Source organism: Flavobacterium sp. MDT1-60 (assembly GCF_014844035.1).
Classification (GTDB): domain Bacteria; phylum Bacteroidota; class Bacteroidia; order Flavobacteriales; family Flavobacteriaceae; genus Flavobacterium.
Genome location: NZ_CP062159.1, coordinates 1,024,661 through 1,039,103 on the forward strand (window position 1 = coordinate 1,024,661; position 14,443 = coordinate 1,039,103).

Annotated in this window: 14 protein-coding genes; 12 read left to right on the top strand and 2 right to left on the bottom strand. The window is 33.1% G+C overall.

Annotation, left to right across the window (positions count from 1 at the left end; genetic code table 11):
- Positions 1–24 precede the first annotated feature (24 nt).
- From IHE43_RS04220 to IHE43_RS04240, 5 genes are all read left to right on the top strand, one after another.
- Positions 25–321 (top strand): hypothetical protein, encoded by a 297-nt coding sequence (locus IHE43_RS04220; protein WP_192186829.1) that lies wholly within the window; start codon positions 25–27, stop codon positions 319–321.
- Between the two features lie 26 nt (positions 322–347).
- Positions 348–638, top strand: coding sequence for a hypothetical protein (locus IHE43_RS04225; protein WP_192186830.1), 291 nt, complete (start codon positions 348–350; stop codon positions 636–638).
- 18 nt (positions 639–656) lie between these two features.
- A complete protein-coding gene (locus IHE43_RS04230; RefSeq protein ID WP_192186831.1) occupies positions 657–953 on the top strand; it encodes a hypothetical protein in 297 nt (98 codons plus the stop codon).
- A gap of 15 nt (positions 954–968) precedes the next feature.
- Positions 969–1,259, top strand: coding sequence for a hypothetical protein (locus tag IHE43_RS04235; protein ID WP_192186832.1), 291 nt, complete (start codon positions 969–971; stop codon positions 1,257–1,259).
- Positions 1,260–1,386: 127 nt separating this feature from the next.
- Positions 1,387–2,742, top strand: a complete 1,356-nt coding sequence (locus IHE43_RS04240; protein ID WP_192186833.1) for a sigma-54 dependent transcriptional regulator — start codon at positions 1,387–1,389, stop codon at positions 2,740–2,742.
- Here IHE43_RS04240 and IHE43_RS04245 read toward each other — a convergent pair.
- Positions 2,739–5,174 carry a hybrid sensor histidine kinase/response regulator gene (locus tag IHE43_RS04245; protein WP_192186834.1) on the bottom strand — a complete coding sequence of 812 codons (2,436 nt, stop codon included), beginning with the start codon at positions 5,172–5,174 and terminating at the stop codon, positions 2,739–2,741. The two genes, IHE43_RS04240 and IHE43_RS04245, sit on opposite strands and share 4 nt — an antisense overlap.
- 179 nt (positions 5,175–5,353) lie before the next feature.
- Positions 5,354–7,255 (bottom strand): S9 family peptidase, encoded by a 1,902-nt coding sequence (locus IHE43_RS04250; protein WP_192186835.1) that lies wholly within the window; start codon positions 7,253–7,255, stop codon positions 5,354–5,356.
- Positions 7,256–7,448: 193 nt separating this feature from the next.
- Here IHE43_RS04250 and IHE43_RS04255 point away from each other — a divergent pair, with 193 nt between their 5' ends.
- From IHE43_RS04255 to IHE43_RS04285, 7 genes are all read left to right on the top strand, one after another.
- Complete coding sequence (locus tag IHE43_RS04255; protein WP_192186836.1) at positions 7,449–8,561, top strand: FAD-binding oxidoreductase; 1,113 nt, start codon at positions 7,449–7,451, stop codon at positions 8,559–8,561.
- On the top strand, positions 8,561–9,334 hold the full coding sequence (gene mtgA / locus IHE43_RS04260) for a monofunctional biosynthetic peptidoglycan transglycosylase (RefSeq protein WP_192186837.1): 774 nt from the start codon (positions 8,561–8,563) through the stop codon (positions 9,332–9,334). Before IHE43_RS04255 ends, mtgA begins: the two co-directional genes overlap by 1 nt.
- A complete protein-coding gene (locus IHE43_RS04265; protein WP_192186838.1) occupies positions 9,324–10,280 on the top strand; it encodes a lipid A deacylase LpxR family protein in 957 nt (318 codons plus the stop codon). The genes mtgA and IHE43_RS04265 overlap by 11 nt, the downstream gene beginning before the upstream one ends.
- A 294-nt stretch (positions 10,281–10,574) precedes the next feature.
- Positions 10,575–10,919, top strand: a complete 345-nt coding sequence (locus IHE43_RS04270) for a superinfection immunity protein (protein ID WP_192186839.1) — start codon at positions 10,575–10,577, stop codon at positions 10,917–10,919.
- Between the two features lie 382 nt (positions 10,920–11,301).
- Positions 11,302–11,955 (top strand): restriction endonuclease PLD domain-containing protein, encoded by a 654-nt coding sequence (locus IHE43_RS04275; protein WP_192186840.1) that lies wholly within the window; start codon positions 11,302–11,304, stop codon positions 11,953–11,955.
- A gap of 217 nt (positions 11,956–12,172) precedes the next feature.
- Positions 12,173–13,117, top strand: a complete 945-nt coding sequence (locus IHE43_RS04280) for a hypothetical protein (RefSeq protein ID WP_192186841.1) — start codon at positions 12,173–12,175, stop codon at positions 13,115–13,117.
- Positions 13,118–13,284: 167 nt separating this feature from the next.
- Complete coding sequence (locus tag IHE43_RS04285; RefSeq protein WP_192186842.1) at positions 13,285–14,151, top strand: toll/interleukin-1 receptor domain-containing protein; 867 nt, start codon at positions 13,285–13,287, stop codon at positions 14,149–14,151.
- Positions 14,152–14,443 lie beyond the last annotated feature (292 nt).

Here is a 14,443-nt window from a genome sequence, read left to right on the forward strand (position 1 = left end):
ATATACACCGTTAAATTAAATATCATGAAAAATTTATTTTTATCAGCCGCAATCGTTTTGGGAGGTTTAACTTCATTTGCTTCAACTTCTCCAATTTCAAATACAATCGTAAAAACTATTTCAATTCAGGATGAATATACTGAAATCAAAGTAGAAGAAGTACCAGCTGCAGTTACAGATGCGCTTAAAAAAGCTTATCCGGATGCAGTACTTTCTAAAGCCTACAAAAATGCAGCTTCTCAATACAAATTAGAAGTTACTGTAGGAGATAAGGTAGGTTCTCTTTATGCTAATGCAGACGGATCTTGGGTTAAAAAATAATCACTAACTACTAAAAAACTATTATTATGAAAAAGTTAATCTTATCGGCAGCTATCCTGTTAGGAGGGTTGTCAACACAGGCAGCAGTTATTGATGAAACAAATACAATAACGAATTCAATAAAAAGTCAGGATGAGTATAAAGAAATTGATGCTGTTCCGGCAGCTATTAAAACAGCTTTAGATAATGCTTATCCAGGAGTTAAACTTGACAAAGCATATGTAAACGACAAAAAAGAATATAAAATTGAAATTACTGTCAGAGAAGTAAAATCAATTGTTTACACGGATGCACAAGGGAATATCCTTAAAAAGTAACTATAAAATCCCCATAACATGAAAAAGTTAATCTTATCTGCAACTATCCTTTTAGGAGGTTTGTCAATGAATGCAGCAACTCCGGTTGTAACAAATTCAATTGTTTCCTCAGTAAATGTTCAGGATGAATATACTGAAATTACGGCAGATGCTGTTCCAGCCGCTGTAAAATCAACAATTGAAAAATCATTTGTAGGTTCTAAATTGGAAAAAGCATGGAAAAATGCTAAGGACGAATACAAGCTTGAAATTTCGAAAGAAGGTAAGAAATATACTTTTTTTACAGATGCTTCGGGAAACATTCTTAAAAAATAATTTAAAATGAACATTATGAAAAAGTTAATCTTATCGGCAGCAATAATTTTGGGAAGTTTATCAATACATGCAACTACAGAAGCTGAGCCTGTAAAGATTGCTGTTAATGTTCAGGATGAATATAAAGAAGTTGCGGTTGATGCAGTTCCGGCTGTAGTGAAGACAGCATTAGAAACAGCTTACCCTGGCGCAAAGCTGGTGAAAGCTTATACAAACGAAAAAAAAGAGTATAAACTCGAAATATCAGTTGGTGACCAAAAGGCTACTGTTTACTCAGATGTCAATGGCAATTGGTTGAAAATATAATTAGGTGAATTAGATTTATGTTTTTGGTAAAAAAGAGATTGCGACGTGCAATCTCTTTTTTTTTGCATAATTTTATGAAAATACAAGTTTAATAGTATTATTTTAGCAAAAAAGACCCTAAAAACAGATGTCAAAGATATTACTGATAGAAGATGATATTTCGTTTTGCAAATTATTAGAGAAATTTCTAATAAAAAAAGCATACGACATAACCGTTGCTTTCTCGGCAGAAGAGGCCAGATTGGCAATGAAGAAAGAATCTTTCGATTTGATTCTGACAGACCTGCGTTTGCCTGATTCTGATGGTATTGGATTGATGTCTGAATTTAAAACTTCAAAACCTGAAACCCCTGTGATTCTTATGACGGGATATTCAGATGTAAATACTGCGGTTAAAGCCATAAAAAATGGTGCAGCCGATTATATTTCAAAACCTTTTAATCCTGATGAGGTTTTATTAGTAATTACAAATGCTTTAAAAAATTCTGAAAGCGAAGAAATTCCGGCAAAAGAAAAAAAAGCACCAAAAAAGAAAGAAGCTACTTCGTCTGAAAATGAATTTGTCAGAGGTATTTCTGTTGCTTCCAAAAAATTATTAGATCACATTCATTTGGTGAGTCCTACGGATATGTCGGTTTTGATTATTGGAGAAAGCGGAACAGGAAAAGAAATTATTGCCAAAAGCATTCACCAGCAAAGCACCAGAAAAAACAATAATTTTATTGCGGTTGATTGTGGCGCAATTCCGAAAGAATTAGCAGCAAGTGAATTTTTTGGGCATTTAAAAGGATCGTTCACAGGAGCAATTAGCGACAAAATGGGTTATTTTGAAGCTGCTAATGGTGGAACTTTGTTTTTAGATGAGATCGGAAATCTTTCTTATGAAAATCAAATACAGTTGCTGAGAGCACTTCAGGAAAGAAAAATCAAACCTGTTGGAAGCAATAAAGAAATTAACGTTGATATCCGCATCATAACTGCTACAAACGAAGATTTGCGCGAAGCAGTAAAAAACGGTGATTTTAGAGAAGATTTATACCATAGAATCAACGAATTCTCGATTCTTTCGCCTTCATTAAAAGACAGGGAAGAGGATTTAATGGTTTTTGCCGAATACTTTCTGGAAAAAGCCAATAATCAGCTGAATAAGGAAGTAATCGGATTTTCGCCTGAAGTTGTTGCTATTTTTCAAAAATACAATTGGCCTGGGAATTTACGTGAGCTGCAAAACTGCGTAAAACGTGCCACACTTCTTACCAGAAGCGATTATATTGAGAGTGATGTTTTGCCAGCTGAGTTTTTTCAGGCTCAGAAAAGTAATCTGCAAAATTCGAACGAAACTTTTTCATTGTCAGAAAATGAAAAAGAAACTATTATTCACGCACTTTCAAGAACTCAAAATAACAAATCGGAAGCCGCCAAATTGCTTAAAATTACCAGAAAGACTCTTTATAATAAGCTAAAGCAATACAACATCGATTAAATAATCTCTTTTTGCAACGCTTTAAAAAGTGATTCTGTTTTTGCCTTTAAGGCTTTAAAGATGTCTTTCAAATCAGAAATTTCAAAATCATTTTTATCTAATACTTTTAGTATCCCGCCAATTTCATATGCTTCAATCTGATTGAACATTGGTGCAATTCGATGCGCAATAGCATTTATTTCCGGGACATTTTCTTGTCCAATGGCAGTTTCTAAAAACACAAGATTTTCATTGGTACTTTCTATAAATGATTTTAAAACTTCATTTAAGGCATTTTTATCATTTCCCAGAAAGTCTTTTAGGGTTTCTAAGGAATATGATTTTGTAGCTATTTTTTCTTCGTTGTCATTAATGTCAACCACAGGCAAAGTATCATTTTGTAAAATAAGATGAATGGTTTCCAATAATATTTTTGGAGAATACGGTTTTTTAACCACAGTTGTAAAACCTGCTTTGGCGTATACAGACGGAGCTAAATCAGTTCTTCCGGTTAAGGCAATTACAGGTTGATTTTTATAGATTGACGTGTTTTTAAGTTTTTGAAGAAACATAAAACCATCCATTTCAGGCATTTGAATATCGGTTATGACAAAATCAAAATTCGTTTTTTGAATGGCTTCCAATGCTTTGATCGCACTGGTGAAAGACAATACCTGATGATTTTCCTGTCTTAAAACACCAATGGTTAAATTGAGCAGATTAATGTCGTCATCAATCACAATGAAAGTTTGTTTTTTAGTATTGCGAACAATTGCTTTTTTAGCCTCTTGTATTGAGTTTGTACTGCTGTCAAACAATAACGGCAACTGAATTTCAAAAGTACTTCCTTTTCCAAAAATACTTTCAAGCTGTAAAGTTCCTCCTAAAATGGAAATTATTTTTTGGCAGATTGACAATCCTAAACCAGTTCCGCCGTATTTTTTTTCGATGCCTTCATTGGCCTGAGCAAATTCTTCAAAAACTAATTTCTGATTTTCTTTTTCAATTCCAATTCCGCTATCTTCAATTATAATCGTAAAAAATTGATCATTTTCAGCAATAAAAGCACCGATTCTGATAAAACCTTCTTCCGTAAATTTATAAGCATTTCCAATAATATTGCTTAAGATTTGTTTCAATCGAAACGGATCCCCCACAATTTTACTGTTCAGCTTTTCATCAACATTAATAATAAGTTCAATGTTTTTTTGTTTGTAAACGGTCTGAATGCTTTTGGCAACTTCATCAATAATTTCAGGCAATGAAAAAGGCACTTTTTCAATCGTAATTTTTCCTGCTTCGATTTGAGAGAAATCCAATAAATCCTGAACTAATTGGGTAATATATTCTGAAGAATTTTTAATGTTTTTAATAAAATAAGACTGCTTCGTATTCACATCAGAATTACCCAAAAGTTCTGAATAACCGACAATGGTACTCAAAGGTGTTTTTAAATCATGACTTACGGTCGAAATCAATTGCTCGCGGCTTTTTAATAAGTTCTTCGTTTTAAAATTCGCAATTTCGAGCTGTCTTTTATAGACTTGTGATTTCGAATAATCGCTCACAATTAAAATGGAGAAAAACAAAGTCAATATCAAACCAATAATGGCCGAAGCCGTTACAATTTCATTGACTTTTTTAAGTGATTTTTCTTTTAAAGAATTGTTTTTAATCGAATTGATAATGATTTCTCGCTCAATAATCCGAAGCACTTTTCGAAGTTGTTCTGAAATGGCGATTTCATTTTTAAGCAATTTATTTTCCTCAAAATTCAGTGATTCTTTTTTCTTTTCTGCTTTTAGTTTTACATTGCTCAAAAGCTTTTTCGAATTTGCCAGGATAGAATCAGAAGCCTGTTTGCTTAACGTATTGGTACTGTCATCCGGAATATTCTGATTCAGATAATCGACATATTTCTGAAGCACATTTCGCTGGTAACTTCCAAGCTGATTTGGACTTTTAGTAAAATCCTGAAGCTCTAATTTTCGGAGTTTAAACTCCATTTTGGTGATTTCATCAATAGCAGTATTTACCGAAACTTCATCGTCAGCTTTGTTTTTTATCGCTTTTAACTGCTGAATGTTCTTCGTTTTTTCAGATAAATAATAATTAACGCTGTCCAACAACGTTTTTTGATATTGTGTAGTTACTATCTGTTTTAAAGTGTCAATTCTGGAACGTAAAGAATCGGTTTCAGTAAGATAACTTTTAAAGTCACTTTCAGAGTTAGTCTGAATTGTTTTTCGGGCTAAACTCTCCGTTTTATAGACATTCGAAAATAATTTGCTAACTCTTAAAATTTTGGTTTTTTCGAAGGCAATTTTATTTTCCAGTTTGTTATAAACCACATTTTCAGAATATAAAAACCATCCGACTGTAACAACCAAAGCCAGTAAAGCAACGTAGCTGAAAAGTACTTTTATAGCAGTGTAACTTCTTTTACTTTCCATAGATTTTCAAGTAGTAGATTTGGTAGATTTAAAATTGAATTCCCTGCAATTTATTCAAAAAAATCTGTTTTTAAAAGAGAATCGAAATGAATCTGTTACATAATTCAAAGGTCTTGAAAATAAAAAAGCCGCAAATTGTTATATAATTTGCGGCTATTAAATATTTATGTAAGCTTAACTTATAACGTTTCGTTCAGCCATTTAAAAAATTCACCTTGCCAAACCTGAGCATTTTGCGGATGCAATACCCAGTGGTTTTCATCAGGAAAATAAACAAATCTACTTTTGATTCCTCTTAACTGAGCAGCCTGAAAAGCTTCTTGTCCTTGTCCAATTGGCACACGGAAATCTTTTCCTCCCTGGAAGATCAGAATTGGTTTGTTCCAGTTTTGAACCAAAGTTGCCGGATTAAATGTCGTGTATGCTTTTTGGGCAACTGCATTGTCTTTTTCCCAATATGCACCACCAAAATCCCAGTTGTTAAAGAAAACTTCTTCAGTAGTTCCCAACATACTTACGGTATTGAAAACGCCGTCGTGTGCAATAAAAGTTTTGAAACGGTTGTTGTGAATTCCGGCTAAATAAAATACTGAATATCCTCCGTAACTTGCCCCAACACAACCTAAACGGCTTTTGTCAACGTAGCTTTCTTTGGCAACATCATCAATTGCAGAAAGGTAATCGTCCATAACCTGGCCGCCCCAGTCTTTACTGATTTTCTCATTCCATTCTACACCATGTCCTGGCATACCACGACGGTTTGGTGCAACAACTACATAGCCTTTAGCAGCCATTAATGAAAAATTCCAACGGAAAGAATAGGATTGTGTCAACGCACTTTGTGGTCCGCCCTGACAGAATAACAACGTTGGATATTTTTTTGAAGCATCAAAATTTGGAGGTAAAATTACCCAAACCAACATTTTTTTACCGTCAGTTGTCGTAACATAACGTCTTTCCGTTTTGCTTAACGCTAGTGTTTTATATGTATCTGTATTTACATTTGAAAGTTGTTTCCAGGTATTTTTCTTCAAATTAAAAGAATAAATCTCAGGAGCGTGATTCATGTCGTTTCTGGTTACGATGATATCATCTCCAGCGAAACCTACTAAATCATTTACGTCAAAATCACCTTTTGTAATCTGACGAACCTGAATGGCAATTCTTGTCAATCCCGGAAAGTTTACTACAAAAAGTTGTTTTGTACCGTCAACCGGCGCTACAAAATAAATGTTTTTACCGTCTTTACTCCAGATAAAATTGTCTACAGTTCCGTCCCAATTGGCAGTTAAGTTGGTTTTGATTCCTTTAAATTCAACAATAATGTCGTTTTTATCAGCTTCATAACCATCACGTTTCATTTGCAGCCAGGTTAAATTTCCTGTTGGAGAAAACTGCGGAGCTGTATCGTATCCTAGATTATCTTCGGTTCTGTTGATTGTTTTTTGAGTCTCTAAATTGTACTCGTAAATATTGGTGTTTGTAGAAATAGCATAATCAGTTCCCGCTTTTTTCTTGCAAACATATAAGATACTTTTTCCGTCAGGAGACCAGATATAGTCTTCGTCGCCACCAAAAGGTTTTTGTGGAGAATCGAAGTTCTCCCCTTTTAAGATGTCAATTCCGGCAGCGCCTTCTTTGTTTTCTTTATAAAAAACGTGGTTGAATTTCCCTTCGTTCCAGGTATCCCAATGACGATAATCTAAACCATCATAAATTTGGGCATCTGATTTGGTAAGGCTCGGATAAAAATCTTTTCCTAAAACTTTCTCCAGTTTCACTTCTTCATTGTACACTAAAAATTTTCCGTCAGGCGAAACATTTTTGTCGGCCAAAACATCTTTTGTGTCTTTAATTTCAGTTGCAGCTCCGCCATTAACTGGCAAGATGTAAAATTTTGAAGATGATTTGTTTTCTTCTACTGAAGGAGTAGAAACTTTAAAAACAACGTTTTTTTCGTCTTTTGAAAGTCCAAGTGCAGTCACTCTTCCTAATTTCCATAACAATTCTGGTGACATCACATTCTGTCCGATAGCGTTTAAACTCATCATTATTAAGGTTGTAAATAATACTTTTTTCATAATAAAATTCTAATATTCGTGGGGCTAAAAATACAACATTTAAATTCCAAATAATTTAAAATAAATCCCAAAAAATAAATTCCAAATTCCAATATCTAAACTTTAACTTTAAAGGTTTCAAATTGGAATTTGGAATTTAAAAATTTGGAATTTAAATTAAAGAAATTATTATTTTTATAAAAAATTGGCAAAGATGGAATTAAGTTATTGGGAGCTGAAAAACTGGTTTACGAATGTTGATTATACCATCGTTGGAAGTGGGATCGTAGGTTTACATGCAGCATTACGCTTACGCGAAAGATTCCCAACGGCGAAAATTCTGGTTTTAGAAAGAGGGATGTTGCCACAAGGTGCCAGTACAAAAAATGCCGGTTTTGCCTGTTTCGGAAGTCTTTCTGAAATTTTGGAAGATCTTAAAACACATTCAGAAGAAGATGTGATTGCGTTGATTGAAAAACGCTGGCAAGGATTGCAATTGCTCCGAAAAAGATTGGGAGATGCTGCAATAGATTTTAAACCTCACGGCGGATACGAACTTTTTTTGAAAGAAGATGAAAGAGGTTTCAATGAATGTGTTGCGCGATTGCCTTTTATTAATGAAATTTTAAAACCACTTTTTAAGACTGATGTTTTTACCAAAGAAATAGACCGATTTGGTTTTGAAAACATTCAGGAATATTTAATTTTTAATCCGTTTGAAGCGCAGATCGATACCGGAAATATGATGCAGGAATTGCTGAAACAAGCCGTTGCTGCTGATGTTTTAATTTTGAACCAGCAAACCGTAACAGGTTATACCGATTTAGGAAATCAGGTTGAAATTGCATTGAACGATTTTAGTTTTACTTCAAAAAAGATATTGTTCGCAACAAATGGCTTTGCTAATACGTTAACAAAAGGAGCAGTCCAACCGGCGAGGGCGCAGGTTTTAATTACGGAACCAATTCAAAATTTAGATATTCGGGGCACTTTTCATCTGGATCGCGGTTATTATTATTTCAGAAATATTGGTGACAGAATCTTGCTTGGCGGAGGCCGAAACTTAGATTTTGAAGCAGAAAACACAACCGAATTTGGCCAAACGAAAATTGTACAAAATAAATTGGAAGAGTTGCTGAAAAATGTAATTTTACCAAATCAGGATTTCCAGATTGCCCATCGTTGGAGCGGGATTATGGGAGTAGGAAACAGTAAAAATCCTGTTGTTTCGCAATTGTCTGAAAACGTGTTTTGTGGAGTGCGTTTAGGCGGAATGGGCGTAGCAATAGGTAGTTTAATAGGAACAGAATTAGCAGATTTAATATAATGGCAGCAACCAAAAAACCAGTACCAAAAAAAACAACCGCAAGTAAGCCAAAGCCAACAGCAAAAAAGAAAACCAATCGCACGTTTGGCCAGAAAGTAAAATGGTTTTTTATAAAACTGTTTTTATGGTTTTTCGGACTTTCGATCGGTTCCGTTATCATTTTTAAATATGTGCCGGTACCTTTTACACCTTTAATGGTGATTCGTGCTATCGAAAATAAATTAGGAGGAAAAGAAGTTTATTTTGACCACGATTGGGAACCGATTGAGAAAATTTCGATGAATTTGCAGAAAGCGGTTATCGCCAGTGAAGACGGAACTTTTTTATATCACAATGGTTTTGATTTCAAAGCACTTCAAAAAGCCTATAAAAGCAACGAACGCGGACGCCGAATTCGTGGCGGAAGTACCATTTCGCAACAAACCGCTAAAAATGTGTTTTTATGGCAGGGGAAAAGCTATTTTCGTAAAGGTTTAGAAGCGTACTTCACCGTTTTAATTGAAGTTATCTGGGGAAAACAACGCATCATGGAAGTTTACCTGAATAGTATCGAAATGGGCGATGGTGTTTATGGTGCTTATGCGGCAACTGAACATTGGTATCGTCGTGACGCTTCAAGTTTAACTGCCATGCAGGCGGCCGGAATTGCAGCAATATTACCAAACCCAAGAAAATTTAAAGCGACAGGTTCTTCAAGTTATATCAATCGACGCAAAGAACGAATTGTTCGTGAAATGCGTGCTGTTGGAAAAATAAATTATAATGCGAAATAAAAAGATTGTTTTTGTATTTCTGGTTCTAACCACAGCGCTATCTTTTGGGCAGGGAAAAACAAATGAATTTGGTTTTATTTCCGATAATGATTTATACACTTCGTCTAAAAATGATATGTATTATACAAACGGTTTAGAACTTTTTTTCAGATATCTATCCAAAAACGAAAACGAAAAAATCAATAAAAAAATTACTGAATTTCGTTTAGGGCAATATATCTATAATCCGAGATTTATTAATGAAACGGCTGTTGATATTAACGACCGTCCTTTTACGGGATATCTTTTTGCCGAAGCCGGACGCAGTTTTTTCTACCAAAGCGAATCGGTTTTAAAGACCGATTTTCAGTTGGGTTTTATGGGACCAAATGCTTTTGGGCGTGAAACCCAGGAAAGTTTTCATCATGTTATTGGTTATAAAAAGGTGTATGGCTGGGAAAACCAGCTTCATAATGCACTTGCCGTACAGGCACATGTGATGTATTCGAAGAAATTATTCCCTTCTAAACACAATGATTTTGTAGATCTTCATTTTCAGTCAGAAGCGAATTTGGGGACTATTTTTAACGGTGTTTCTACAGGATTTTTGGCTAGAATTGGCTTCAAGAAATTACTTCCTGTTTATGATTCTAATTTGTATGACGCTTCAGTGAGTTCTCAACCGCAATTCGATGTGAGGGAATTTTACTTTTATGCGATGCCAAGCGTCAATTACCAATTTTACGACGCCACCATCGAAGGCAGTATGTTCAGCGACACCAGTCCGGTGACTTTTGAGTTGGAACCACTTCGTTTCAACGCCGAATTTGGTTTGAAATACCGCCACAATAAGTTCAATATTTCTTATTCTTTTCTTTACCGTGGCCGCGAATTGAAAGATCCTGAAACAAATACGAATTCAGGTTATTTTTATGGGTCTATTCGAATGGGGTTTTTGATTAAGTAGTTTTTTTGCCACGAAGGAGCTAAGGCACTAAGTTTTTTTTAACCGCAAAGTTCGCTAAGGGTTTACGCAAAGAACGCTAAGTTTGTTTGTCGGTGAGGTCGCAAAGCTGCAAAGTTCTGCCGCAATCTTGTCATTTCGACGAAGGAAACTAGAGCGATAGCGACTGGCGAAGCAAATCCTCGCAAGAAGCTCGACAAAGTTGCCACAATCTTGTCATCCTGATCCCGAGGCTTCGGGAGAAGGATCACACAAGAAGCTCGACAAAGTGAAGCTTTTAATAATTAATTCAATATTATGAAAAAGAATTACCCTTTTACTCTCATCACATTATTACCCTCAAGTTTCATTCAAGCACAAACAGAAAGCTATCTCCCATTTGAAAATCGAGAGCTTACTATTGAAAAAATAATGGCAGGAATAGTCATGTTATTTGTTTATTTTATACCAACGATCATTTCATGGAATAAAAAAAACAGCAAGTACTTGTTTGTATTTAACCTCCTCACCGCATGGACAGTGCTTTGCTGGTTTGTTTCTTTTGTTTGGGCGTTACAAATAAACAGGCAACATGCAAGAATTTTGGCTGAAGAGAAGAAAGCCAGGAAGAAAGATAAAAAACTTAAATCTTCTACAACTTAAGTTTAATCTCAGATTGTTTTTCAGGTAAAAGTACGTAGTCAATTAGATTGATAAAAGGTTACTTTTGATTTAGACTTTGTTAATATGGTTTTCCGTAATGGGATGGTCAAATTAATAAACATATTTGTATTTGTTTTAGAGCAATGATTTTTTGAAACTTAATAATTAGTTTATTGTCATTAGCTAAGTTTTTAGTTTCGCAAGTTGTCTCACTAATCAAACAAATAAAAATGACTACAAAAAACATATAAAGAATTAATATTTAGATCTGAATTTAACATAAGTATTATTTATCATACCAATCTATATTTTTTAGCTGGCTTTGTGTGATTTTATCACGCATATAAATAAGTTAGCCGTAATTCAAAACGCACACACGTATATGATTTCGATTGCATTAAGAACAGATTTGAATATAAGCTATTTCAAACAAAATATATTAAGCATTTTAAGCTATCCCGACTTCGATAGTGTAGTAATTTGTTCTGGTTATTTTCAAGAAAATAATAAGTATAGTGTCACAGGCGATGAAATTGTAAAAACAATATTAGCAAATCCGAATTTTGGTAAAATTTCATATACTATTATTGGCGGAAACTTTGGTTATACATTTCGAGGAGTGAAACCTGATTGGCATAATCAATTCGATAGTTTTTTAAATTCCTTAAAAACAAATGGAATAAGTTTTAATGCTTTTTTAGAAAGACGAAGAAAATGGCACGCAAAAATTGCAATTGGTTTACAAGAAAAAACGCCCAAAGTAGCAATTATTGGAAGTTCGAATTTTACTGCACCAGCTTATAGTGAAAACCATAATACCTACAACGTAGAATGTGATATAATTTTACTTCTCAAAGAAAAACAACTTGAAAATCACTTTAATCTCCAAAGTTTTGTTACAGCAGATAATCCTTTATCGCCAATAATAGCAAATATTGATTTTGATTTTAATCAGCCAGATCTTTTGGAAAGATTACAGGCTATAAATAGAGAGTTAATGGACGGTGAAAACTTAGAAGAATATACTGATTTCTAAGACGAACTACCGCTAACACACGCTACAAGCAATTTGGGGATTTGGCTTAATTTAAATATGGTTTTGTATTTGGAAGATTTGGCTAATCTGAAGAATGGGCTTAATTTAGTCCCAAACACGCTATAGTACGAGAGCGTTACAGCAATATTACCGGAGAAAGGAAAATTCAAGAATCTAAAGCAATTTTAAAGATAAAAATTAACAAAAATTTTAAAACATGAGAAAAGCATTATTACTATTAATATTACCTCTTTTATTTTCTTTTAAAGATACAAACCCTGTATCTGAAACTACTATTCCTGAGAAAGACAAAAATGAGTTGACCGAAGGAAAAGCATATAAAATGTTATATGAAAATCAAATAAAAGCAAATGATGGTATTCTTAAAACTATATTTTATGCATTAGGAGGATTAGGAACAGCGGTTTTATTAGTTTTTGGTAGCAATTGGTGGTTTAATGATAAAAAAGTAAAAGAAGCGATGAGTGAAATTGATTCTAAAATTGCTGGTGTAAAAAAAGATGCTTTAAATGAATTTACAGAGAAAATCTCATTCTTAACCTCTGAAAACATTACAGAAATGAATCAAACACAAGTCAAGCTTCAGGAAGAAGTAACTTTAAGTATTAGCACTTTAACCGAAAAGTTTAATGATTTTATTGACAAAACAAGAACTGAAATTAAAGAAGATAGTAGAATAAATATTAGTAATTATCAAGATTTAATAAAATCTTACAATGATAACTTAACTCAACAAATAAACTCATTAAAAGAATCAGCAGAAGAAAAAGTTAAGCAATTAGATTTAAAAATTGAATTAAATAAAAAAAATCATGACAATAAATTATCTGCAGAATCCAAAAGATTAAAAAGAGATTTATTATCTCAAAATGCTCAAATAGCTTTTTTAAAAGGCAATTTTAATATCGCGTTAAAAGCCTTTCTAGACCAATCTCTTTTTGAATTTGAAAATAATCATAATTCTAGTTTTAAATATACTTCAAGTGGTATAATAAAATGTCTTGAGAAAGTCACTTTTATCTATGATGATGAAGAATTAGCACTTAATAAACTTGTAGAATTGTCCAAAGATGAAGAGGCAGGAATTACAGACAACATAATTCAATTATACAAAAGTAAGGAAGTAAAAAAACTTCATTAAAAAACAAATATTGCTGGTAACAGCCGTTTGGCAAGATTGCGAATTTTGTGGTAAATTCACGTTTGTGTTTTGCAAGAAATTTTATCTTAAACGAAAGAACTCGCTTACAAAGTTCGAAACATCGCCAAGCTCCAAAACGTTAGCTGTAATTTTAAAAACCAAAACGGATGTCAATATTTATAAGTTATTCGCACAAAGACAAAGATTTTGTCGATAAATTAGGTATAAAACTTGTAGAAAAAAGGATTAAAGTTTTTATCGATAGATGGGAGATGAAACTTGGAGATTCAATAACTAATAAAATTCAAGATGCTATAACTGACGCATCATTTTTGATGGTAATATTATCTAAAAGCTCAATAGCTTCTGATTGGTGTAAAAGAGAAATTACTACAGGTTTAATGTTAGAACTTGAAAAAAGAAGAATAGTTGTCTTGCCTCTTTTAATTGAGGATTGTGATATTCCTTTATTTTTAAGAGATAAATTTTATGCTGATTTTAGATCGTCTTTTGATAATGGTTTAGCAACAATTTTAGAATCACTTTCAACAATGAACAATGACGAATTAGGTAGAATATCAGATTCAAATCAACCTGAAATATTCTCTGATTATTCGGTTAATTGGGGAATTCGAGGCAATAATTTTGAATTGAATATTGACGTAGTTGAATATTCAATAGAACAAGATAAACCATGTACAATTTTGACAAATATTGTATTTGTAGGAAATCAAAAAGCTACAGAAAGATTCCGAAAACAAATAAGTAATGGTCAAAATAAATTAATGAAAACAACATTATTAATGATTTTTGCTGAAAACCATTTTAAAGAACAAAACGCTTATCTATTTGGTAAAGAACCATTCGAAACAATTTTAGATTTGTTTGACCCAAAAGAGGAAATTCATTTTAGAGGACATGTAAAAGTTAAAAGACTCGGGCCTGGTGATGGCAAAAGCAAAATTTATTATTTCGGACGAATATTTGAAAGAATTTGGCTAGATGAAATTGAAAAAGTTGAAAAAAACAAATAAAAAACTACAGCTAACAGCAACTTATAACGGATTTGGGCAATTGGCTTAATGGAAAGTTGATTTTGTATTTGAGAAGATTTGGCAAATCCCAGATTGTTTTTCAGGTAAAAGTACGCAGTCAATTAGATTGATAAAAGGTTACTTTTGAATTTAGACTTTGTTAATATGGTTTTCCGTAATGGGATGGTCAAATAAATAAAGATATTTGTTTTTAGAGCAATGATTTGTAAAAAATCAGTAATTGGTTTATTTTCATTAGCTTAGTTTTAATTTCGAAATTGTCTAACTAACC